General features: G+C 72.7%; 21 protein-coding genes. 10 read left to right on the top strand and 11 right to left on the bottom strand.

The annotated features are described in order from the left end of the window. The first annotated feature begins 112 nt into the window (after positions 1–112). From AB0C78_RS24475 to AB0C78_RS24455, 5 genes are all read left to right on the top strand, one after another. Positions 113–2,875, top strand: coding sequence for a DUF6049 family protein (locus AB0C78_RS24475; RefSeq protein ID WP_360751668.1), 2,763 nt, complete (start codon positions 113–115; stop codon positions 2,873–2,875). A 43-nt stretch (positions 2,876–2,918) separates the two neighbouring features. Beyond that, complete coding sequence (gene murJ, locus AB0C78_RS24470; protein WP_360751666.1) at positions 2,919–4,592, top strand: murein biosynthesis integral membrane protein MurJ; 1,674 nt, start codon at positions 2,919–2,921, stop codon at positions 4,590–4,592. 179 nt (positions 4,593–4,771) lie between these two features. Then, positions 4,772–6,457 (top strand): AMP-binding protein, encoded by a 1,686-nt coding sequence (locus AB0C78_RS24465; protein WP_360751664.1) that lies wholly within the window; start codon positions 4,772–4,774, stop codon positions 6,455–6,457. 208 nt (positions 6,458–6,665) lie between these two features. Further along, positions 6,666–7,289 (top strand): RNA polymerase sigma factor SigM, encoded by a 624-nt coding sequence (gene sigM, locus AB0C78_RS24460; RefSeq protein ID WP_190857618.1) that lies wholly within the window; start codon positions 6,666–6,668, stop codon positions 7,287–7,289. Beyond that, the gene (locus AB0C78_RS24455) at positions 7,286–8,068 is read left to right on the top strand and encodes a hypothetical protein (protein ID WP_360751661.1); all 783 of its coding nucleotides are present in this window, start codon (positions 7,286–7,288) and stop codon (positions 8,066–8,068) included. The genes sigM and AB0C78_RS24455 overlap by 4 nt, the downstream gene beginning before the upstream one ends. Before the next feature lie 60 nt (positions 8,069–8,128). On the opposite strand, the gene AB0C78_RS24450 is transcribed toward AB0C78_RS24455, so the two are convergent. Next, a complete protein-coding gene (locus tag AB0C78_RS24450) occupies positions 8,129–8,473 on the bottom strand; it encodes a TfoX/Sxy family protein (RefSeq protein ID WP_360751659.1) in 345 nt (114 codons plus the stop codon). Positions 8,474–8,522: 49 nt separating this feature from the next. After that, positions 8,523–9,095 (bottom strand): dienelactone hydrolase family protein, encoded by a 573-nt coding sequence (locus AB0C78_RS24445; protein ID WP_360751657.1) that lies wholly within the window; start codon positions 9,093–9,095, stop codon positions 8,523–8,525. A 197-nt stretch (positions 9,096–9,292) separates the two neighbouring features. Between AB0C78_RS24445 and trxB the strand changes: the two genes are divergently transcribed. Continuing rightward, positions 9,293–10,246 (top strand): thioredoxin-disulfide reductase, encoded by a 954-nt coding sequence (gene trxB / locus AB0C78_RS24440; protein WP_151542878.1) that lies wholly within the window; start codon positions 9,293–9,295, stop codon positions 10,244–10,246. Positions 10,247–10,335: 89 nt separating this feature from the next. Beyond that, positions 10,336–10,650: a thioredoxin gene (gene trxA / locus AB0C78_RS24435; protein ID WP_360751654.1), complete on the top strand. Its 315-nt coding sequence runs from the start codon at positions 10,336–10,338 to the stop codon at positions 10,648–10,650. 198 nt (positions 10,651–10,848) lie between these two features. On the opposite strand, the gene AB0C78_RS24430 is transcribed toward trxA, so the two are convergent. After that, positions 10,849–11,466, bottom strand: a complete 618-nt coding sequence (locus AB0C78_RS24430; RefSeq protein WP_151542874.1) for a GNAT family N-acetyltransferase — start codon at positions 11,464–11,466, stop codon at positions 10,849–10,851. A 262-nt stretch (positions 11,467–11,728) separates the two neighbouring features. On the opposite strand from AB0C78_RS24430, the gene AB0C78_RS24425 reads away from it, so the two are divergent. Together AB0C78_RS24425 and AB0C78_RS24420 are read left to right on the top strand one after the other, a co-directional pair. Next, a complete protein-coding gene (locus tag AB0C78_RS24425) occupies positions 11,729–13,021 on the top strand; it encodes a PLP-dependent aminotransferase family protein (protein WP_360751651.1) in 1,293 nt (430 codons plus the stop codon). A 96-nt stretch (positions 13,022–13,117) separates the two neighbouring features. Then, positions 13,118–14,059 (top strand): D-alanine--D-alanine ligase, encoded by a 942-nt coding sequence (locus tag AB0C78_RS24420; RefSeq protein WP_360751649.1) that lies wholly within the window; start codon positions 13,118–13,120, stop codon positions 14,057–14,059. A gap of 1,708 nt (positions 14,060–15,767) precedes the next feature. Here AB0C78_RS24420 and AB0C78_RS24415 read toward each other — a convergent pair. The 3 genes from AB0C78_RS24415 to rsmG form a co-directional block, all read right to left on the bottom strand. Continuing rightward, a complete protein-coding gene (locus AB0C78_RS24415; protein ID WP_360751647.1) occupies positions 15,768–16,778 on the bottom strand; it encodes a ParB/RepB/Spo0J family partition protein in 1,011 nt (336 codons plus the stop codon). Beyond that, positions 16,775–17,590 carry a ParA family protein gene (locus AB0C78_RS24410; protein ID WP_151542893.1) on the bottom strand — a complete coding sequence of 272 codons (816 nt, stop codon included), beginning with the start codon at positions 17,588–17,590 and terminating at the stop codon, positions 16,775–16,777. The genes AB0C78_RS24415 and AB0C78_RS24410 overlap by 4 nt, the downstream gene beginning before the upstream one ends. 371 nt (positions 17,591–17,961) lie before the next feature. Continuing rightward, on the bottom strand, positions 17,962–18,651 hold the full coding sequence (gene rsmG / locus AB0C78_RS24405) for a 16S rRNA (guanine(527)-N(7))-methyltransferase RsmG (RefSeq protein ID WP_360751645.1): 690 nt from the start codon (positions 18,649–18,651) through the stop codon (positions 17,962–17,964). A 200-nt stretch (positions 18,652–18,851) separates the two neighbouring features. Here rsmG and AB0C78_RS24400 point away from each other — a divergent pair, with 200 nt between their 5' ends. Next, the gene (locus AB0C78_RS24400) at positions 18,852–19,343 is read left to right on the top strand and encodes a DUF6458 family protein (protein WP_360751643.1); all 492 of its coding nucleotides are present in this window, start codon (positions 18,852–18,854) and stop codon (positions 19,341–19,343) included. Positions 19,344–19,964: 621 nt separating this feature from the next. Here the strand turns inward: AB0C78_RS24400 and AB0C78_RS24395 are convergent. The 5 genes from AB0C78_RS24395 to rpmH are packed head-to-tail and all read right to left on the bottom strand — an operon-like array spanning position 19,965 to position 22,406. Beyond that, the gene (locus AB0C78_RS24395; protein WP_151542869.1) at positions 19,965–20,450 is read right to left on the bottom strand and encodes a R3H domain-containing nucleic acid-binding protein; all 486 of its coding nucleotides are present in this window, start codon (positions 20,448–20,450) and stop codon (positions 19,965–19,967) included. A 36-nt stretch (positions 20,451–20,486) separates the two neighbouring features. Further along, positions 20,487–21,527, bottom strand: a complete 1,041-nt coding sequence (gene yidC / locus AB0C78_RS24390) for a membrane protein insertase YidC (protein WP_360751640.1) — start codon at positions 21,525–21,527, stop codon at positions 20,487–20,489. Then, the gene (yidD, locus tag AB0C78_RS24385; RefSeq protein WP_360751638.1) at positions 21,520–21,891 is read right to left on the bottom strand and encodes a membrane protein insertion efficiency factor YidD; all 372 of its coding nucleotides are present in this window, start codon (positions 21,889–21,891) and stop codon (positions 21,520–21,522) included. The genes yidC and yidD overlap by 8 nt, the downstream gene beginning before the upstream one ends. After that, positions 21,888–22,256: a ribonuclease P protein component gene (gene rnpA / locus AB0C78_RS24380; protein WP_360751635.1), complete on the bottom strand. Its 369-nt coding sequence runs from the start codon at positions 22,254–22,256 to the stop codon at positions 21,888–21,890. Before rnpA ends, yidD begins: the two co-directional genes overlap by 4 nt. Before the next feature lie 12 nt (positions 22,257–22,268). Then, positions 22,269–22,406 (bottom strand): 50S ribosomal protein L34, encoded by a 138-nt coding sequence (gene rpmH / locus AB0C78_RS24375; protein WP_151542862.1) that lies wholly within the window; start codon positions 22,404–22,406, stop codon positions 22,269–22,271. Positions 22,407–22,759 lie beyond the last annotated feature (353 nt).

Raw genomic sequence — 22,759 nt, 5'->3', positions numbered from 1 at the left:
GCCGTGGTGCGGGAAAACGACGTCCGCCCCGAGGCGGACCCGGCGCCGGGCGGCCATCGGGCGGACCGGCCGGCGGACCGGCTGGCGGACGAGGCGTGACGGCGGGCACGGCGTGAGAGCGGTCAGACGCGCGGTGACGCTGGCCGCCCTGCTGCCCTGGCTCGCGGTGGGGGCCGGCCCGGCGCTCGCCGCCGCGCCCGGCACCGCCGCGCTTCCCGGCACCGCAACCACCGCCACGCTCTCCGGGGCCACGGTCGCGGGCGCCACGGTCGCGCAACCCGAAGCGGCCGAACCCGACGCCGCCGAGCCCGACGCCGCCCAGCCCGGCTCCCCCGGCGCGCCGGAGACCCCCGACCAGGGGCGCAGCCGCAGCCAGGTCGGCATCGCGCTGACCAAGGTCAGCCCGAAGCCGCTGAAGGCGAACTCCACCCTCGACATCCGCGGCACGGCGCAGAACCGGTCCGGGCACGCGATCGGCGGGGTGACCGTCCGGCTGCGCTACGGCCGGCAGCCCGTCACCAGCCGCAGCCAGCTCGACCAGTACGCCGGGATGACCGCGAACCAGCTCCCCGTCCCCGGCCAGGCCAAGCAGATCCCTCAGGCCGACGCCTCCGGCGGGCGGCAGGACTGGCAGTTCAAGCTCCCCGTCTCGGCGCTGCACCTGGTCCCGCCGGGCGCCACGCCCGGCGTCTATCCCGTCGGCGTCGAGGTCCTCAACTCCGCGCAGCAGGTCGTCGGCGGCGTGACGACGTTCGTCACGTTCATGCCGAAGCAGACGCACTTCAAGCCCGTCGCGGTCGGCTGGGTGCTGCCCCTCGCCGACCAGCAGCACCGGGCCGGCGACTCGGTCTTCCTCGACGACCGGCTCGCCGGGGAGGTGGCCGGCACCGGGCGGCTGAACGACCTGGTCGGCGCGGCGGCGGCCAACCCGAAGACCCCCGTCACCTGGGCGATCGACCCGGCGCTCCTCGACGACGTCCAGCAGATCGCGCAGCACGACTACCACGTGCTGACGCCCGGCGCGAAGACGTCGACGAAGACGGTGAAGAAGAGCACCGCGGCGGGCGCCTGGCTGACGGCCCTGCGCAACGCCGCGAAGGGCGACCACCGCTACTTCACGCTCCCGTACGCCGACCCCGACGCCGTCGCGCTCGCCCGCAACAAGACGACCGGGCCGATCGCGACCGCGTTCGACCCCCGCAACACCCGCGTCGCGTCCGACGTCATCGGGCGCGCGCCCGACGCGCGCTACGCGTGGCCGCCGTACGGCGTCGCCGGCCCCGACACGCTCGACGCGCTCGCCAGGTACGGCCTCAAGGGCGGCGGCTCGTTCCTGATGAGCGACCTGCAGTTCGGCGACCTGCCGGCGGGCGAGGCGGCCAACGCCGCCAGCGCGATCCAGACGGCGCACCAGGGCACCCGCAAGACGCTGATCTACGACTCGGGCCTGAACGACATCGTCAGCGCGAACTCGCGGGCCCCCGGCGGCGCGGTGCTCACCGAGCAGCGGTTCCTCGCCGAGACCGCGGTGATCGCCGGCGAGGCGCCGAACGTCCAGCGCACCCTCGTCATCGCCCCCGACCGGAACTGGAACCCCGCCCCCGGCCTGGCCGGCGACCTGCTGAAGTTCACCAAGGGCGCGAGCTGGCTGCGCGCCACCGGCCTCGACAAGATCGAGCGGACCCGCGCGCAGCCCCGCGAGCTGCGCGCCTACAACGACGAGTACCAGAAGTACGAGCTCGGCGCCGCCTACCTCGACCAGGTCGCCGCCATCGCCCGCCGCGCCGCCCGGTTCCGCGCGATCATGACGGAGCCGATCGGCATCTCCTACGAGCGGGCCCTGCTGCGCGTCCAGTCGGCGTCGTGGCGGACGAGCCCGTCCCGCGCCCGCAACGCCAGGATCGAGCTGTCGGACGAGGTGGACCACGAGATGGCGCGGGTCCGCATCGTCACGACCAAGAACCGGCGGGCGAACATGGCGGGCAGCTCCGGCAAGCTGCCCGTCACCGTCAAGAACACGCTGCACGGCCAGGCGGTCCGGGTGCGGCTGGTCGCGACGTCGGTGAACACCGCCAAGCTGCAGCTCGGCAAGCTCGACAAGGGCGATGACGTCATCGACCTGCGGCCGGGGGAGCAGGTGCAGCGCTGGTTCCCGGCGCAGGCGGCGGGCAACGGCAACTTCGACGTCCGCCTCGAGTTGCGGGACCCGGGCTCGGGCAGGGTGTTCAGCAGCGCCACCATCACGGTCCGCACCACGGGTTACGGGCGGCTCTCCCTGCTCATCACCGGTGGCGGACTTGCCGTACTCTTCGTGGGCGTCGGAGTGCGGGCCATCAGAGCGAGGCGCCGCCGGAAAGCGGAGGCAGCCGGTGACGGGTCGACCGGAGTGGGACCAGCAGAGACCGGAGGACCGGGGAACGGATTCCCCGGTCCCGGGTTCCCCGGGTCCGGGTTCCCGGGGTCCGGCTTCCCAGGGTCCGGAGTACCGCCCGCAGGGGCCTCCGCCGCAGAGCCCTCCGCCGCAGGGTCCCCCGCCGGGCCCGCGGCAGGGCCCTCCGCAAGGCCCCCCTCCGGCGCGTCCGCCGCAGGGCCCGCCGCCGGGGCGGCCTCAGCCGGGATATCCGGCGCGGCCGGGTTCCCCGGGGCCGCAGGGCCATCCAGTCCGGCCGGAGCAGGCGCCTCAGGGGTACCCGGCGCCGGGCCGGCAGGCTCCGTACCCCCCTCAGCCTCCCCGGCAGCCGCGCCATCAGCGGCCCCCAGCGCCCCCGCAGGTCCCGGGGGGTCCGGCGGCGCAGAACCCGGCGGGCCGCCCGGTCCCGGAGCCGACGGGCCGGCCGCGCACCGCGGCGAACATCGCGGCCGAGACCGCGATTGACATCCCGCTCCCCGGCGGGGGCGGCCCCGTCGGCGAGACCGTCGTGGACGTCCCGCCCCCCGCGGAGGGCGGCGGCGAGGCCGCGTCCGGCGGCGTGCTGCGCTCCGGCGCGATCATGGCGATCGGGACGCTGGTGTCCCGCGTCACCGGGTTCCTGCGCACGGCCGTCATCGTCGCCGCGCTCAGCACCGGCCTGCTCGCGAACGCCTACAACACCGCGAACACGATCCCGAACCAGATCTACGACCTGCTGCTCGGCGGCATCCTGACCAGCGTCGTCGTGCCGCTGCTGGTCCGCGCGAAGGAGCGCGACCGCACCTACGGCGAGCAGTACGAGCAGCGCGTCTTCACGCTCGCGGTCATCGGCCTCGCGGCCCTGACGGTCGTCGCGGTGATCGCGGCGCCGCTGTTCATCGACGTCCTCGCGGGCAGCTACAAGGGCGACCAGCGGCACATCGCGATCATGTTCGCCCGGTTCTTCCTGCCGCAGATCTTCTTCTACGGCGTCGGCGCGTTCGCCGGCGCGATCCTCAACACCCGCAACAGCTTCGCCGCGCCGATGTGGGCGCCGATCCTGAACAACATCGTCGTGATCGGCGTCGGCGGCGTGTTCCTCGCGATGGCGTCCGGCAAGGTCGACCCGTCGAGCATCTCCGACACCGAGTTCCTGGTGCTGGCCGCCGGTACCACCGGCGGCATCGTGCTGCAGACGGTCGCGCTGTGGCCGTCGCTGCGCCGCGTCGGGTTCCGGTGGCGGCCCCGGCTGGACTTCAGGCGCGGCGAGGTCGGCCAGGTCGGCCGGATGGCGGGCTGGACGCTGCTGTACGTCGTCGCCACGCAGGCCGGGCTCGCCGTCGTCACCGCCCTCGCCAACCGGGCCGGCGACCTCGGCCACGCCAAGGGCCTCGGCGACGGCTACGGGTACACCCCGTACTTCACCGCCTACCAGATGTTCCAGCTGCCGTACGCGATCGTCGGCGTCTCGGTGATCACCGCGCTGCTGCCCCGGATGAGCCGGTTCGCCGCCGAGGGGAAGGTCGCCGACGTGCGGTCGGCGTTCTCCAGCGGGCTGCGCCTCTCCTCGGTGATCATCATGCCGGCGGCGGCGCTGATGCTGGTGCTCGGCCCGGAGATCACCACCGTGCTGTTCGCGCACGGCAACACGCACGCCTCCGACGCGCTGGTGATCGCCCGCGTCATGCAGATGTTCGCGGTCGCGCTGGTGCCGTTCTCCACCTACCAGCTGATGCTGCGGGTCTTCTACTCCTTCGGCGACACACGGACGCCCGCGCTGATCGGCGTCGTCTCCGTCACGGCCAACATCATCCTCGCGTTCGCCGCGTACAACGTGCTCAGCGTCAAGTGGATCGTGGTCGGCATGGCCGGCGGCTACGCCGTCACCAACGCCGTCGGCACCTTCGTGTGCTGGCTCGTGCTGCGCCGCAAGCTCGGCGGCATGGACGGCCGCCGCATCATCGGCGGCCACCTGAAGCTGCTGGTCGCGATCTGGCCGCTGATCGGGTTCGCGTACGCGGTGCACGCCGTCGCCGACGCCGCGCTCGGCACCGACACGCTGGGCCCCGCGCTGATCACGCTGGTCGTGGGCGCGGGCGGCGGCGGGCTGCTGTACCTGGTGTTCGCGAAGCTGCTGCGGGTCGACGAGGTCCAGGCGACGATCGCCACGTTCGCGCGCAGGTTGCCGGGCGGACGCCGGTAAGTCGTGGCAAAGTGAGGGGGACGCGCCCGGATCACGCCGCCATTCCCGTGTTCGAACCACTACCATGTGGGGGACTACGGCTTGCGGGCTGACACCCTGGGGAACGCAAAGAGGAGGGTCGGAGGCGTAAGCTGCCACGCCACGAACATGGGATCTGACCACCTGCGCAGGACGTTGCCGTGAGCACGTCAGTGATCGAACCCGGCACGCGTCTCGCCGGCCGCTACCGGCTCGAGGAGCGCATCAGCGACTCGGGCGGGTCCTCGCTCTGGAAGGCCATCGACGAGATCCTGGCCAGGGCCGTCGCCGTCCGCACCTTCGACCCCGAGTTCCCCCGCGTCGGCGAGGCCGTCACCTCCGCCCGCGCCGCCAGCCGCCTCACCGACCCCCGCGTCACCCAGGTCTTCGACGCCGACGACAGCGGCGAGAGCGCCTACGTCGTCAGCGAGTGGGTGGCCGGCGAGACGCTGGAGCAGATGCTCGCCAAGGCCCCGCTCGAACCGGGCCGCGCCGCGACCCTGCTGTACGAGGCCGCCGAGGCGATCTCCGCCGCGCACGCGGCCGGGCTCGCGCACCTCTGCCTGTCCCCGCGCGACCTGGTCTGGACGACCGGCGGCACTGTCAAGCTGCTCGGCGTCGCCACCGACGCCGTGCTCGGCGACCGCTACTCCGACGACCCCGCCGCCGAGGACGTCCGCGGCCTCGGCCGGATGCTGTACGCGGCGCTCACCGCGCACTGGCCCGGCGACGAGGAAGGCTCCGGCCTGCCCGCCGCGCCCACGGGGGACGACGGTGCCCCGCAGGCGCCCCGGCAGGTGCAGGCGGGCATCTCGCACGCGATCGACGCGATCGTCTGCCGCTGCCTCGGCATCGGCGCGGCCGAGCCGCTCACCGAGCCCGCCGAGCTGGCGAAGGCGCTGCGCGGCGTGCCGCGCACCCCGCTGCCGCTGTTCGCGGGCCTCGGCACCGCCGCGCCGTCACCGCGTCCGGCGGCGCCGAAGCGTCCCGCGACGCCCTCGACGGCCGCGACGACGCAGCCGCACCAGCCCCCCGTGCAGGACCCGACCCGTCCCGCCCAGCCCCAGGACGCGCGCGGACCGGGACGGCGCGGGCGCGGTGCGCACGCCCAGCACGGCCAGCACGCGCAGCAGCACGCCCAGCCGGCGCCGTCCGGGCAGGTCCCGCCGCCGCGCGGCCGGTACGACACGCCCCCGCCGGCGCCTCCGGGCAACGCTACGACGGTCGCGGCGCACGCCCGCAAGCCCGCGAACCGGGCCCTGCTGGGCATCGCCGCCGCCGCGCTCACCGTCATCGTCGGCCTCGGCGCCTGGGCGCTGTCCGGCGGCGGCTCCGACGGCGACAAGGGCGCCGCGGGCAAGAAGACCGACCAGGGCCACCAGAGCCAGCCCCCCAAGCCCGCGACCGTGAAGCTGAAGATCCAGGACGCGTCGGCCACCCAGAAGCCGGCCGACCAGCACCCCGACGGGACCAGCCGGAAGAACCCGTCGGCGGTCATCGACGGCGATCCCGGCACGGTGTGGGAGACGCAGACCTACACGTCCGAGCAGTTCGGCAACTACCTCAAGGCCCTCGGCGTCACGCTGACCCTGAGCGCCCCGGCCAAGGTGTCGACGATCAAGGTCGACTGCCCGGTGTCCGGCGGCACCCTCCAGGTCAGGATCGGCAACTCGCGCGCCCCGGGCGCCATGAAGGCGATCGGCGAGCAGTCCTGCAGCGGCGGCGAGCTGACCTTCGCGGCGAACCCGGCGGCGCAGGGCCAGTACGTGCTGGTCTGGTTCACCCGGCTGCCCGCCGGCCTCAAGGGCAAGCTCAACGAGATCTCCGTCAACGGGACGGCCGGCTGACCGCGCCGCGCGCGGGCCGGCGCCGGCCGTGCCCGCGGGCGGCCCGGAGCACCGCGACCTGTGACGTGAGCTGCCCGTTGTCTGTATCGTGCCTGTGAGCATCCATGTCCCCTCGCCCCCAGGAAACCGTGGTGACCACCCGAGCAGCCGCCGCCGGTCGCAGCCGCCCGGCACCGGCAGGGCGGCCCGTACGAGAAAGCGGTCGCTCATGACGTCGGTGAGCATGCGTCGAGTCGACGAGGTCCCCGACAAGGAGCTCCTCGCCCGCCACGCCCAGGGGGACCCGCACGCCTTCGCGGAGCTGGTGCACCGGCACCGGGACCGGATGTGGGCGGTCGCGCTGCGCACCCTCGGCGACCCGGAGGAGGCCGCCGACGCCCTGCAGGACGCCTGCCTGTCGGCGTTCCGCGCCGCCGGCCGGTTCCGCGGCGACGCCGCCGTCACCACCTGGCTGCACCGGATCGTGGTGAACGCCTGCCTCGACCGGATCCGCCGCAAGTCCGTCCGGCCCGCCACCCCGATGGGCGACGACGCGACCTTCGACGCCGTCGCGCCGAAGATGCCCGACCCGACCGACGCGCACGGCGTGTCGCTGGACGTCCGCACCGCCCTGGAGCAGCTGCCGTTCGAGCAGCGCGCCGCGCTCGTGCTGGTCGACATGATGGGCTACTCCGTCGACGACGCCGCCGAGGTGATGGAGGTCCCGCCCGGGACGATCAAGAGCCGGTGCGCGCGGGGCCGCGCGCGGCTCGCGCCACTTCTGACCCACCACCGGAACCGACGCGACTCCAAAAACGTCGGAGGTGTGGAAGGAGGTGGCATGCCCAAGTGAACCCCGCACATCTTGACTACGACATCCTGGCCGACCTGGCCGAAGGACTGCTCGAAGACGACCAGGCCGCCTCCGTCAACGCGCACCTCGAATCCTGCGCCGAGTGCCGGGACCGCTCCGCCGACCTTGCGGACGTCTCCCGGATCCTGGCGGAGGCGCCCGCGCCGTCCATGCCGCCCGAGCTGGCCGAGCGCATCGACACCGCCATCGCGGCGGAGTCGATGCACAACGCCACCGTGGTGAGCATGGAGCAGCGGCGCGGAAGGCGGCATTGGCGGATACTGTCCGCCGCGGCGGCGACGATCGTCGTCCTCGGCGGCGGAGCGACGGTCGGCAAGATCGCGCTGGACGGATCGGACGGCAGCGGCAGCCAGGCGTCGACCCCGCCGCAGGGCGACAACGCGCGGCGGCTGTCGGCCGGTGCGGCGCCGCACGGGGCCGCGCCGTCGGAGTCCGCGCTGGCCGCGGGTGCCTTCAAGGTCACCCGCAGCGGCACCGAGTACCGGGCCGGGAAGATCTCCGGCCAGATCGGCCGGCTGCTCGGCAAGGGGCAGGAGCTGCGGCTCCAGGGCGTCCCGCCGACCGCGCAGATGTCCGGCTGCGTCACCGGCGTCGCCCATGGCCGCACGCCCGCGCTGGTCGACCAGGCCAGGTACGACGGGCGGGCCGCGACGGTGATAGCGCTTCCGGGCGACCGGGACGGCAGCTGGGACGTCTGGGTCGTCGGCCCGGACTGCAGCGCGCAGGACCCGCACGTGCTCGAGCACGAGCCGGCCTGACCCGCCCGTCGCGGGAAGTCCAGGGGGCGGCTTGGGGACCCGCCCCCGCGGCGCCTGGGATCAGCGGCGCCGTTTCTTGACGGGAAGCGACCGCGCGTAGGAGACGCCGCGGGCCACCCACTGCCCGACGTCCCCGGCCTCGTCGGCGGCGTCGGCGTCGACGTGGAGCCAGCCGTGCATCTCCCGGCCGCCCATGACCATCGGGCGCACCCGGTCGCCGTCCTCCAGCTCCGCGGCCTCCCGCGGGTCCGTCCGGACCAGCAGGCCGCCCTGCCTGCTCGCGGCGACCGCCATGTTCCCGCCGACGAGGAAGGCCAGCCCGCCGAACATCGGCCGCTCCGTGACGCCTTCCTCGCCGGCCGTCAGCTCGCGGACGAGCTCGGCGAGATCCCGGTCATATCCCATGGCCGGATTATGCTCCGGGCCTCCGACGGTTCACCGCCGCTACCGCCCGCTACAGCGACGCCAGGAAGTCGAGGGCGATCGTCCAGGCGCGCTCGGCGGCCTCCGGCTCGTAGTCGGCCAGGTCCGGGTCGGTGAACAGGTGCCCGGCGCCGCGGTACCGGAAGACCTCCACGTCCGCGCCCGCCTTGCGCATCCGCAGGTACCAGGCGTTCAGCCAGTCGACCGGCTCGTAGGTGTCGGGGTCGGCGACGTGCAGTTGCACCGGGATGTCGGTGGACGCGTCGTCGGGCAGGTCGGACGTCCCGTGCATCAGCAGCAGGCCCCGCGCCCCCTCGTCGCCGAGGGCCAGGTTCTGCGCGATCGACCCGCCGAGCGAGAACCCCGCGTACACGAGCCCGTCCCCGCCCAGCAGCGGCGCCGCCGCCGCGACCGCCCGGCGCAGCAGCTCGTCCCGGCCGATCTCCTCCTTGATCTCGACGCCCTCGTCCGGCGTGTCGACGACCCGGCCGCCGTACAGGTCGGGGACGGTCACGTCGTGCCCCGCGGCGCGGAGCCGGTCCGCCGCCTGGTGCACGGCGGGACGCAGCCCGTACATCGAGTGGAGAAGCAGAATGCGTGCCATGGTCACCACCCTATGGCCGTCCCGCCCGCCCCACGGGCCGCCCGGGCGAGGCTCCGAAGAGGGGTCGGCGGCGCATTGCGGGGCAGGTCACGGGACGGGCCGCGCGTGCCGGGAATCCCCTGGCCCTAGGATCGGTTGACGCGACTGGCAGGCCGTGCGGTGAGGCCACCGAAGGCCAAGAGGAGAGGCGCACAACAGTGAGCGACGTCCGTAACGTCATCATCATCGGCTCGGGCCCCGCGGGCTACACGGCCGCGATCTACGCGGCCCGCGGCGACCTCAAGCCGCTGCTGTTCGAGGGGTCGGTGACCGCCGGCGGCGCGCTGATGAACACCACCGACGTGGAGAACTTCCCCGGCTTCCCCGACGGCGTCATGGGCCCCGACCTGATGGACAACCTGCGCAAGCAGGCCGAGCGGTTCGGCGCCGAGCTGGTCACCGACGACGTCACCGAGGTCGACCTCGCCGCCGACCCGAAGGTCGTCAAGGTCGGTGACGAGACGTACCTGGCCAAGTCGGTCATCGTCGCGACCGGGTCCGGCTACCGCGAGCTCGGCCTGCCCGACGAGAAGCGGCTCTCCGGACGCGGCGTCTCCTGGTGCGCTACCTGCGACGGCTTCTTCTTCCGCGAGCAGGACATCGCCGTCGTCGGCGGCGGCGACACCGCGATGGAGGAGGCGATCTTCCTGACCAAGTTCGCCCGCTCCGTCACCGTGATCCACCGCCGCAGCGAGCTCCGCGCCTCCAAGATCATGCAGGACCGGGCGTTCGCCAACGACAAGATCCGCTTCCTCTGGGACAGCGAGGTCGTGAAGATCGACGGCGAGGACCGCGTCACCGGCGTGCAGGTCCGCAACGTCACGACCGGCGAGCAGAGCCCGCTGGAGATCACCGGCCTGTTCATCGCGATCGGCCACGACCCGCGCAGCGAGCTGTTCACCGGCCAGCTCGAGACCGACGCCGACGGCTACCTCCTCGTGGACGCCCCGACCACCCGGACGAAGATTCCCGGCGTGTTCGCCTGTGGCGACGTGGTCGACCACATCTACCGTCAAGCCATCACCGCGGCCGGCAGCGGCTGCTCGGCGGCCATCGACGCCGAGCGCTGGCTCCAGGACCAGGACGCCGCGGAGACCGTCCCGCAGGCCTGACCGTGGCCCGCGGACGACCCGACCGCACGGCCCGCACACCCGGTCCGGCGCCCGTGACCGCGCCGGACCCGCTCACCGAAGGAGACACCATGAAAGCCGTGACCGACGCCGACTTCGCCTCCGAGGTCCTGGACAGCGACAAGCCCGTCCTGGTCGACTTCTGGGCCGAGTGGTGCGGCCCGTGCCGGATGGTGGCGCCGATCCTGGAGGAGATCTCCCAGACGCACGGCGACAAGCTCGACATCGTCAAGCTGAACATCGACGAGAACCCGAAGGTGCCGGCCGAGTACGGCGTCCTGCAGATCCCGACGATGAACGTCTACAAGAACGGCGAGGTCGTCAAGCAGATCATGGGCGCCAAGCCGAAGGCCGCCCTGCTGCGCGACCTCGCCGAGTTCATCTGACCGGCCCGGCACTCGTCGTCGCTCCCGCCTCCCGCGGTGGCGCGAAGGAGAACGGCCCGCATCCCGTCCGACGGGATGCGGGCCGTTCCACGTTTTCCATGGGCGCGCAGTGTGTGTGCGGGGGCCTGTTCGTGTGCGCGCGGGGCGGGCCGTGTGTGCGCGGGGCGGGCCGTGTGTGCGCGGGGCGCTCAGACGGTCTCAGACGGGACGCAGCGCGCCCTCCGGGGTCATGGAGCCCAGCAGCCGTTCCAGGGCGACCTCGACGTCCTCACGCCACGACAGGGCCGACTTCAGCTCCAGCCGCAGCCGCGGGTACCGGTGGTGCGGCCGGATCGTCTTGAACCCGACCGACAGCAGGTAGTCGGCCGGCACCATGCAGCCGCCCTCCTCGTCCTTCAGGTCCCCGAACGCCTCGATCGCCTTCACCGCCCGCCGCGTCAGGTCCTTCGCGACGCCCTGCACGAGCATCCGGCCGAGCCCGCCGCCCGCGAACTCCGGCAGGATGTGCGCCGTCATCAGCAGCACCGCGTCCGCGCTCACCGGGCTCGTCGGGAACGCCACCGACCGCGGCACGTACAGCGGCGGCGCGAACATCACGAACCCCGCCGGCACGTCGTCCACGTACGCGATCTTGCCGCAGGAGCCCCACTCCAGCAGCGTGGAGGAGATCCACGCCTCCTTCTCCAGCGCCGCGCCGCCGCTCGCCTCCGCCCGGTCGCGGCTCACCGGATCCAGCTCCCAGAACACGCAGCCGCGGCAGCGGTGCGGGAGATCGTCCAGATTGTCCAGCGTGATGTTGACGAGACGACGCGACACCGGGCCGGCACCCCCTGCTGGCATCCTCGTCCGCCGGGCGAAGCCCCCGGCACCGCCGGGACCTTCGGGGCGGAACGCCCACTTGCGCGGAAGTTCCCGGCAACAATCCGGGATCCTCGGGCATCGTATCGGACGGGGGACGAGCGGCCGGGCGGCGCGCCAGGTGCGGGAACCGCCGATCCGCGAGGTGCGGGGTTCGCCCGATCCCCCCGGAGCCGATGCCGTAACTTTGCGGTCAAGCCAGCCCCACCGGAGGTGCCTCGTGGAACAGCACTCGCGAACCGATGCCTACACCGACCGCTACGCCGCCCGCGCCGCCGGCATGGTGCCGTCGGAGATCCGGGCTCTGTTCGCGATGGTCGCCCGCCCCGAGGTCGTCTCCCTCGCCGGCGGCGCACCCTACGTGTCCGCGCTGCCCCTCGACGCCGTCGGCACCATGATCGGCGAGCTCGTCGCCGGCAAGGGCGCCGAGGTCCTCCAGTACGGCTCCGCGCAGGGCGACGAGACCCTCCGCGAACTCATCTGCGAGGTCATGGCACTCGAAGGCGTCCAGGGCTCCGCCGACGACGTCGTCGTCACCGTCGGCGCCCAGCAGGCCCTCGACCTCATCACCAAGATCTTCGTCGACCCCGGCGACGTCGTCCTCGCCGAGGCCCCCTCCTACGTCGGCGCGCTCGGCACCTTCGCCGCCTACCAGGCCGACGTCGTGCACGTCCCCCTCGACGAGGGCGGCCTGATCCCGTCCGCGCTCCGCGAGACCCTCGACCGGCTCCGCCGCGAGGGCCGCCGCGTCAAGTTCCTCTACACCGTCCCCACGTTCCAGAACCCCGCCGGCGTCACCCTCACCACCGCCCGCCGCGCCCAGATCCTGGAGATCTGCGCCGAACACGACGTCCTGATCGTCGAGGACAACCCGTACGGCCTCCTCGGCTTCGAAGGCGACCCGATGCGGGCGCTGCGCGCCGACGACCCCGACCGCGTCATCTACCTCGGCTCGTTCTCCAAGACGATCGCGTCCGGCCTGCGCGTCGGCTGGGTCCTCGCGCCCCACGCGGTGCGCGCCAAGCTCGTCCTCGCCGCCGAGTCCGCGATCCTCTGCCCGTCGAACTTCTCCCAGCTCGCCGTCCGCGAGTACCTGCTGACGCAGCCCTGGCGCGAGCAGATCAAGGCGTTCCGCGAGATGTACCGGGAGCGCCGCGACGCCATGCTCGACGCCCTCGACCAGCTCATGCCGGACGGCTGCACCTGGACGCGCCCCGCCGGTGGCTTCTTCGTCTGGGTCACCCTCCCCGACGGCCTCGACGCCAAGGCGATGGCCCCCCGCGCGATCGCCGACCGCGTCGCCTACGTCCCCGGCACCGGCTTCTACGCCGACGGCGGCGGCCGCCGCAACATGCGCCTCTCGTACTGCTTCCCCGAACCGCACCGCATCCGCGAAGGCGTCCGCCGCCTCGCCGCGGTGGTGGAGAAGGAGATCAGGCTGCGGGACACTTTTGGGGGAGTCGAGCACGACGGCCCCGGCGGTGTCCACACCCCGGGCCCGGGCATCGTCTAGCGGATACCACCCGGTTTCGCGTAACCGCGCCGGCTCCCCCATGCTGGGAGCCGGCGCGTTTTCGTAGCCGCTCCTACCGCCAGAAGGGCACCTGCTGTGGAACTCGGGCACGTCGTCGTCCTCGCCGGGGGACTGTCCTACGAGCGAGAGGTCTCGCTCCGCTCCGGACGCCGCGTCACCGACGCGCTGCGCGCCCTCGACATCCCGGTCGAGCTGCGCGACGCCGACGCCACCCTCCTGGACTCCCTCGCCGACGACCCGCCGGACGCCGTGTTCCCCGTCCTGCACGGCGCCGCGGGGGAGGACGGCTCGATCCGCGACGTCCTCGACCTCCTCGACGTCCGCTACGTCGGCGCCCGTGCCGACGCCTGCCGCGTCGCCTGGGACAAGCCGACCGCCAAGTCCGTCGTGCGCCAGGCGGGCCTGCGCACCCCCGACTCCGTCGCCCTCCCCAAGGAGGTCTTCCACGACCTCGGCGCCGCGTCCGTCCTCGACCAGATCATCCGCGGGCTCGGCCTCCCCCTGTTCGTCAAGCCCACCCGCGGCGGCTCCGCGCTCGGCGCGTCCGTCGTGCACGAGCCGTCCGAGCTCTCCGCCGCCATGGTCGGCTGCTTCGCCTACGGCGACGCCGCCCTCGTCGAGCGCTACATCGAGGGCACCGAGATCGCCGTCAGCGTCATCGAGCGCCACGGCCACCCCCAGGCGCTCCCCGCCGTCGAGATCGTCGCGCCGGACGGCCGCTACGACTACACCGCCCGCTACGACGCCGGCGACACCGAGTTCGTCACCCCCGCCCGCCTCACCGCCGACGCCGCCGAGCGCGCCACCGCCGCCGCCGTCACCGCGCACCGCGCCCTCGGCCTCCGCGACCTCTCCCGCACCGACCTCATCGTCGACCCCGACGGCGAGGTCCACTTCCTCGAAGTGAACGTCGCGCCCGGCATGACCGAGACGAGCCTCCTCCCCCGCGCCGTCAGCAACGCCGGCCTCGACCTCGGCGAGGTCTGCCGCGACCTCCTCCTCGCCCAGTTCGCCTGACCGATGTTTCACGGGAAACCCTCACCCCTCCCAACCCCGCCCCAACGTTTCCCGTGAAACATCCCCAACCCCGCCACCGCACCAGCCGACCCCACCGGACCCACGCCCCCGGACAACGAAAAGACTCGCCCGAGCGCCCCCCAACGATCGACCGCCGACAACCAACCCCCGCCCAAACACCGCCCCACCCATCAACAAGGCACGCCTGAGTCGCGCGGGCAGACACCAAACCTCAGCGCAGCACGCACCACCGCCCCCACTGCGTAGACACCCGCGACCGCCGACGTCCGCTGTCCATCGGTCAAAAGACCGCGCCGACTCATGCCCGGTGCTTGCCGCCGAGCGCCGTGGACATGGCACGCCTTGCTGACGCTGCCGCCGACCCCCGCAGTCCCCTCGCCGGCATCACGCATGACGCTCGGGCGGCGTGCAGCGGTCGCCGATGAGCGAGTCCCCCGCGCAGCGTTCAGGGGAGGTAGGCGAGGGCGTCGGCGGCGGCATGTCGCGGCCGGGCGCGACGACGGAGGCCCGCAGCGCGCCCCAGGGTCGCGGCTCTCATGCGAACGACCAGGCTGGCTGATGTGGCGACGGCACCGCTCTGCGCGTCCACGCCAGCGCGCGGCAGGCAGCCACCGATCACTGGACGCCCACGCGGAAGGCAGGCGCCGCCACGCACTAGCTCGGCCACAGACGTAGGCAACGATCGCCGGGCGGCGGTGTGTTCACGCCGGGCGCGACGACCGAGTTCGGCAGCGCGCCCCAGGAGCGCTGGCTCTCGTGCGAACGACCAAGCCGGCTGATGCGGCGACGGCATCGCTCTGCGCGTCCACGTCAGCGCGCGCCAGGCAGCCACCGATCACTGGACGCGCACCCGGAAGGCAGGCGCCGCCGCGCGCCAGCTCGGCCACAAACCTGGGCAACGATCGCCGGGCGGCGGCATCCCGCGTGCCTCCCAGAAAGAAGCGCGCGCCGCCTGCTCGAGACGCTGGGCCGCCTGTTTGTGACACCGCAGCAACGGTGCGGACTCGGTGCGCGCCCAACGTGTTCCTGGGCCACAGGCGGCATGGCCGGAGGTTGACGCGAAGGCACTCGCGATCGGCGACCAGCGGAGCGCGGGGCGATGCTCGCCCGGCAGTGCGAGGCGTGGGCGGGCATCGACGTGGTCTGTGACCCCTGCTGGCGTTTGGGGGATGGTCAGCGCCAAGCAGTGGAGGGGCGCGCATCGCCCGCAGGCCTCACTGGGTGGCCTGCGATCACCTCACAAAGCCGACCCGCGCGCCGAAGCCTCCCACTGCCGCGCCCACTGCCACGCGCGTCCGCAGCCCAGAAGGCGCCGCACCGCTCTGGGACACCCGCGGCTGCCACCAAGCCAATGGCCCTGGGTGAGCATCAGCCAGCCTGCTACTCGCGGGCGTCCGAGCTACGCCTAGCGTCGTCCAGGCCCATCGGCACGAGCCGCGCGGCGGGGGTGATGTTTCACGGGAAACATTGCTGGGGCGGCTGCGGTCGTCTTCCGGCGTGAGTGGTTCAGGCGGGAGCTCGCGACGGGCCAGCGGGGGAGATGGTCGGCTGGGGGCGCGTCCGGAGACGAAGGGGCGGTGAGCAGGTGGGCCGGGCAGTCGATGTTTCACGGGAAACGTCGGTGGCCGGGAAAGCGAAGCGCCCCGGAAAGCTTCCGGGGCGCTGGAGGTGGGAAGGAGCGGGAAGCCTACGGCTCGTCCGGGCCGTCGTCGGGTGCCATCGACTTGATGATGCGGTCGAGGTCTTCGAGCGTGGCGAACTCGACCACGATCTTGCCCTTGTTGCGGCCCATGTCGACGCGGACCTTGGTCTCGTAGCGGTCGGAGAGGCGGTCGGCGAGCTCCTGGAGTCCAGGGGCGACGGGCTTCTTGCGGCGGCCCTGGCGCGGGGCCTTCGGAGCGTCGTCCACCTCGCGGAGCGCGATCATCTCCTCGACCGCGCGGACGGAGAGGCCCTCCTGGACGATCCGCTGCGCCATGTGCTCCTGCGCCTCGACGCTGTCGAGGGAGAGGAGCGCCCGGGCGTGGCCCGCCGAGAGCACGCCGGCGGCGACGCGGCGCTGGACGGCGGGCGGCAGGTTCAGCAGGCGGAGCGTGTTCGTGATGTGCGGGCGGGACCGGCCGATCCGTGTGGCGAGCTGCTCGTGGGTGGCACCGAAGTCCTGCAGCAGCTGCTGGTAGGCGGCCGCCTCCTCCAGCGGGTTCAGCTGCTGGCGGTGCAGGTTCTCCATGAGGGCGTCACGGAGCAGATCGTTGTCGCCGGTGTCGCGGACGATCGCGGGGATGACGTCCAGCCCGGCCATCTGGGAGGCGCGCAGCCGGCGCTCGCCCATGATCAGTTCGTAGTCGTGCTCACCGGACTCGGCGCGGCGCACGACGATGGGCTGCAGGAGCCCGACGATGCCGATGGACTCGGCGAGCTCCTCGAGGGCCTGCTCGTCGAAGTGCTCGCGCGGCTGGCGCGGGTTGGGGGTGATGGACGTGACGGGCAGCTCGGCGAAGTGCGCTCCGGCGACCGGCTGGACGTCCGGGGTCGCGGCGCCGTCCTGGCCGGTGCCGTTCGGGCCGCCGGGGAAGCCCGGCCCGCCCAGGGCGCCGGTTCCGCCCGCGCCGGACGGGTCGTCCGCCGGCGGCGGGGGCGGGGCGGTGGGGATGAGGGCGCCGAGCCCCTTGCCCAGACCGCGTCGCTGCTGGCTCACTTCCTCGCCCCTCCATGGGCCATTTCCGAGGCCGCCTCGCTGTAGGCGAGGGCGCCGCTGGAACCCGGGTCGTACGTCATGACGGACTGCCCGTAGCTCGGCGCCTCGGAGACGCGGACGCTGCGGGGGATCACCGTGTTGAGGACGACGTCGCCGAAGTGGTTGCGGACGTCGTCCGCGACCTGCGCGGCGAGCCGCGTCCGGGCGTCGTACATGGTGAGCAGGATGGTGGACACCCTGAGCTTCTGGTTGAGGTGCGCCTTGACGAGGTCGACGGTGCGGATGAGCTGCCCGAGGCCCTCCAGCGCGTAGTACTCGCACTGGATCGGGATGAGCAGTTCGTCGCCGCCGACGAGGGCGTTGACGGTGAGCAGGCCGAGCGACGGCGGGCAGTCGATCAGCACGTAGTCGAACTTGTCGGTGTCGTAGGCGTCGAGCGCGCGGCGCAGCCGGGACTCGCGGGCGACCTTGGAGACGAGTTCGATCTCGGCGCCGGCGAGGTTGAGCGTCGCGGGCGCGCAGTACAGGTTCGGGATCTCGGGCGCGGCGACGACGATGTCGGCGAGCGCCATGTCCTCGATGAGGACGTCGTAGATGGACGGGATCTCGGCGTGGTGCTCGACGCCGAGGGCGGTGGACGCGTTGCCCTGCGGGTCGAGGTCGACGACGAGCACCTGCGCGCCGTGCATGGCGAGCGACGCGGCGAGGTTGACCGAGCTGGTGGTCTTGCCGACGCCGCCCTTCTGGTTGGCGATGGTGATGATGCGGCAGCGGTCCGGCCGCGGCCATTCGCGTTCCCTGCGGCCGGACATCGCCTTGAGGGCGGTGACCGCTGTTTCATGTGAAACCTTGGCGTCCTTGAGCGCCTCGCGCACGAGTTCTGACTCCCCCTGAGATGGTCCCTGGCGCGGACCCGCCTGCTGTGTGCCGGCGCTGGTCGGCACATAGCCGACGTTCTCCGCGGTACCGGACGTCGTGTTACCCCACATTGCGTGCCCGGAGGGCGCGGCCGCCGGCGGTGTCGCGGCACCGGCGTCCCCCCGCGTCCCCTCGTCGGCCTGCGCGGCCTGGCCCGCGGCGGTCTCCCGCGCGGGCTCCGCGGCGCCGGTCCCGCCCGGGCCGGGCGGCTGTTCGTCGGGGGATTCGTCGGCGCGGTCAGGCCGTCCCAGTCCTGGTCCCGTGCTCATGAAGACCTCTTCCTCGACCTTCCAGCGCGTCGGGGCGCGCTCTGTCGTCGCCCGGCCGCTGCACTCCGGTCCGCCGGCCTGCCGGCGACCACACGGACAAGCGTTGTCGGCGGGTCGACCATACCGCGCCCGACTTGGAGCAGTTCGGTCTGCCGCACCCCGAAACGCTGCAGAACGGGCGCGGCCTCGTCGAGTTCGGCGGCGGCCCGCTCGCCCTTGAGCGCGAGCAGTTCACCGCCGGGGCGCAGCAGCGGCAGCGCCCACTTGGCGAGACGTTCGAGGGGGGCCACCGCGCGCGCCGTCGCCACGTCCACCGAGAACTCCTTGGTGACGTCCTCGGCCCGGGCCCGGCGGACCTCGACGTTCCGCAGGTCGAGCATCTCGACGCACTCGTCGAGGAACGTGGTCCGCCGGAGCAGCGGTTCGAGGAGCGTGATCCGCAGGTCGGGCCGGACGATCGCGAGGACGATGCCGGGCAGTCCGGCACCGGAACCGATGTCGACGACCTGGGCGTCCGCCGGGATCGCCTCGGCCACCACCGCGCAGTTGATCAGGTGGCGTTCCCACAGCCGGTCGGCCTCGCGCGGGCCGATCAGCCCGCGTTCGACGCCCGCGTCGGCGAGGAACGCCGCGTAGCGTTCCGCGACCGGCAGTGTTTCCCCGAAAACCTCGCGTGCAATCCCCACCGTACGAATCGTTCCATAAAACGGCGTGGCGGCGTACACACGCAACGTCCGCGGAGGCGACCGCATGACGCTTTTGGGGGTGGAGCCCGCCGGGGAGGGGCCGCTCCTTGCGATATGGCAAGAACCACATGTCCTGCCGCATATTCGGCGACCGCCGGGTAGAGGGACGGTGTCGCCCCCCTTGGAAGGAGCTCCGAGACATGGGAATCGGAGTCAGTCTCGCGTTCATCGCCATCGGAGCGATCCTCGCGTTCGCCCTCCGCGTGGATCTCGCCGGCGTCGACATTCATCTCGTCGGCTGGATCCTGATCGTGGTCGGGGCCGTGAGCATGGCCTTCACCCTCAAATACACCCGTCCACGGCGCCAGGCCGGCCGGGTGGTCGGAGCAGACCCCGCATACGGGGACGAGCCGGGCACCGTGGTCCGTGAGGAGCACATCATCGAGGACCCGCCCCCGGCGGGACGTCCGGCCGAGCGGGTCGAACGCGTCGTCGAGCACCCTGCGGACGAAGGGGTGGCGCCGCACGGGCACGTGGCCCAGGACCCCGCGTTCGCGCAGGACCCCTCGCGGGCCCAGGACCCGGCCGAGGAGAACAACCCGGCCGTCGATTCCGATCCCGTCGACCCGCTCCATGATCCCGCGCCCCGCGAGCGGAGCGTGTATGGACGGACACCGCGCGGACGTCGCTGATCGCGTTCTCGTTCGGCGGCGCCGCCGCGGTCACCGCCTCGGACTCGTCCGGCCGATAGACCAACCCGGTGTGCTTTGGGCGGCGGTGCACGCCGGGTCCCCAGGGGCCCCGCGCCGGTCAGGGCGCGGGGCCCCGCCCCGTCCACACGCACCCGGTTTCCCCGACTGTGGATAACCACCCGCTTTATCCACAGGGCCCCACCGTCAGCCGAGCAGCGCCGGATCTAGCCGAGCACCCCGCCAAACCGCCTCAGCCTGCGGCGATGAGCCACCGTCCACCGCTCTCAGAGGAGCCTCCCAGGCAGGGGAAACCCTGGGGAGGAACCGCGCTCGCAGCGCGAGTTATCCACAGAACGATGTTCTGGTTCTCTGGAGGGTGGCGAGCCTTGACCATGGAGGTAGCGGGTCCGCCCCCGGGCGGGAGGGGCCTCTCTTTTAGGCAGCGAACTCGCAGAGGAACCACCCTGCCCCGCGCCCTGCCCCGCGCCCTGCCCCGCGCCAGGGGCCGGGCATGCGAACGGCCCCGGCGGTCAGGTGCTGCCGGGGCCGTTCGGTGGACTGGCTGTCGGTCGGGGAAACCGCGTCCCGCCGGGAAACTGCGTCCCGCCGGGCGGAGGAACGTCAGGACGGGTGGACGACCACGTAGCGGTCGGGCTCCTCGCCCTCGGACTCGCTGCGCAGGCCGGCCGCCGCCACCGCGTCGTGGACGATCTTGCGCTCGAACGGGGTCATCGGCGCGAGCGGCTTGGACTCGCCGCTCTGCTTCACCTCGTCGGCGACGTCGGTGCCGAGCTTGGTCAGCTCGGCGCGGCGGCGCTCGCGGTAGCCGCCGATGTCGAGCATCAGCCGGGTGCGGTTGCCGGTCTGCCGGTGCACGGCCAGCCGGGTCAGCTCCTGCAGTGCCTCCAGGACCTCGCCGCGCTTGCCGACCAGCTCGTCCAGCGATCCGCCGACCACCGCGACGATGGCGCGCTCGCCCTCGACGTCCATGTCGATGTCGCCGTCGTAGTCACCGATGTCCAGCAGGCCCTCGATGTAGTCGGCGGCGATCTCGCCTTCCTGCTCGAGGGCCTGGACGTCGACCTCGGTGGTGTCGGTCTGGCTCAACGGGGTCTCCTTCTTCGGCGAGGACAGGGGTCCAAACTAGCGCTTCTGGCTGCCGCTGCGCTTGCTGCGCGACTTGCGGGTCGGCTGGTTGCGGACGACCTTCGGCTTGGTGTCCTCCGGCTCGGGCGCGGGCTCCGGCTCCTTCTTGAGCTTGGCCCGGATCCCGGACGGCGCCTGGCCGTTCTTCCCGGCGGCGGCCTTGCTCCCGGCGCTCTTCGAACCCGCGGCCTTCGAGCCCGCGGTCTTCGTGCCCGCCTTGGTGCCGGCGGTCTTGCCGCCCGCCGTGGTCTTCGCGGTGGCGGTGTCGTCCGCCTTCTCACCGGGCGGAGGGAACCGCTTGTAGATGTAGTGCTGCTGCGCGAGCGTCCAGCTGTTCGACGTCACCCAGTACATGAGGACGCCCAGCGGGAAGCCGAGGCCGAACAGGCCGAACAGCGGCGCGAGGAAGACCATCATCTTCTGCGCCTGCATCATCGGGTTGGCGTCGGCCGCCGCGGCGGGCTGGCGCTTCATGCTGGCCCGGACGGTGAAGAACGTCGTGCAGGAGCTGATCACCACGGCGATGCCGGTGACGACGATCGCGCTCCAGGTCTTGTCGCTCCACGCGTTCAGGAAGGTGTCGGGGATGTGCGCGCCGAAGATGTTGGCGTGCTGGGCGCTCTGCACCAGGTCCGCCGACATCGCGAACACGCCGTGCCCCGGCTTGGCGTCCGAGATCCGCTTGAGGGTCTGGAACAGGCCGATGAAGACCGGCATCTGCACGACCAGGGGAAGGCAGCCCGACAGCGGGTTCGCGCCGTTCTCCTGGTAGAGCTTCATGACCTCCTGGTTGAGGCGCTGCTTGTCGTTCTTGTACTTCTTGCGCAGCGCCTGAACCTTCGGGTTCAGCTCCTGCATCTTCCGTGAGGCGTGGATCTGCTTCACGAACAGCGGGACGAGGATGAGCCGCAGCATGACGGTCAGCAGGATGATCGAGCCGCCCCACGCCCATCCGCTGTCCTTGGGGAAGACGACACTCAGCCCCGCGTGAATCCACACGATGAGCTGAGAGACGATCTGGTATAGCCAGTCAAGCACCGGGCAGCTCCTTGGGCTCTGCTAGGGCGGGGCCGCTCTCCTTGCGGCCGGAGTTCGAAGAAGCCGCCTTCGCCTTCGCGTTCGGCGTCTTCTTCGGCGGCACCGGGTCGTAGCCGCCGGGGTGGAACGGGTGGCACCGCGCGATCCGGCGGACCGTCAGCCATGTGCCGCGCGCCGCCCCGTGCACCTGGAGGGCCTTGAGGCCATAGGTGCTGCAGGACGGGGTGAAGCGGCACTGCTGCCCGAGCAGGGGACTCAAGAAGCGGCGGTAGGCGCGGACGAGAAGGATCAACACCGCGGCGACCGGACCAGGGGTGGTCGCCGGGCGCTGGTCGGTGAACGGTTCCCCGTGCCGGTTCCTCATCTCCGCCCCTTGGACGCGGGCCGCAGCAGCCGGTCGAGCGCCGACTCCAGATCCGCGGCCAGCTCGTCTGGGCGCGCCTCGCCCGCGCGGGGGTTGGCGCGCACTACGAGCAGGCTACCCGGTGGAAGCCGGTCCACGTGCCCGCGCGTGAGGTGCCGGAGCCGGCGCCGCACCGCGTTGCGGGTGACGGCGTTGCCGACGTTGCGCGCGACGATGAACCCGACCAGCGCCGGGCCGGCGGCGTCCGCGTCCCCTTCCCTGCGGAGCAGGTGGACGACGACGTTAGGCCGTCCGGCGCGTCGCCCGCGCCGGACGGCCAACGAGAAGTCGTCCCGCCGCCGCATCCGGTGCCCGGACGGCAGCATGAGAGGGGTCGGTCAGACCGCGACGCGGGCGCGGCCCTTGCCGCGCCGCGAGGAGAGGATGGCGCGCCCGGCGCGCGTGCGCATCCGCAGCCGGAAGCCGTGCTTCTTGTGGCGGCGGCGGTTGTTCGGCTGGAATGTACGCTTGCTCACTTTGAGGCTCCAGTGCTGCGGTCGGTTCGACTAGAAAGGCGCGATAGCTCGCATCGAGGGCCCGCGTTCGGTCCCCCGCAGCGGGGGCCCACCCGTGCCGTCCGGACGGACGACCGGCGGGCACGCGTCACCTCCGTCGATGCGACTCGACCTCAGCACGTTACGGGCTACCCGGCCGCCGGGTCAAACGGATCACCGCTCCCAGCGGCGAAGCCCGCGCGTCCGGGCCCGTCCGCGGCCGTCCCGCGCGGCGGTCGGGCTGCGGTCGGGCGGCGGTCGGGCTGCGGTCGGGCTGCGGTCGGGCTGCGGTCGGGCTGCGGTCGGGCGGGGGTCGGGTGGCGGCCGTGGTCGGG

The organism is Actinomadura sp. NPDC048394 (genome assembly GCF_040651755.1).
GTDB classification, from domain to species: Bacteria; Actinomycetota; Actinomycetes; order Streptosporangiales; family Streptosporangiaceae; genus Spirillospora; species Spirillospora montaniterrae.
The sequence above is the reverse complement of the archived record's forward strand: the minus strand, read 5'-3'. Positions and strand labels throughout refer to the sequence as shown.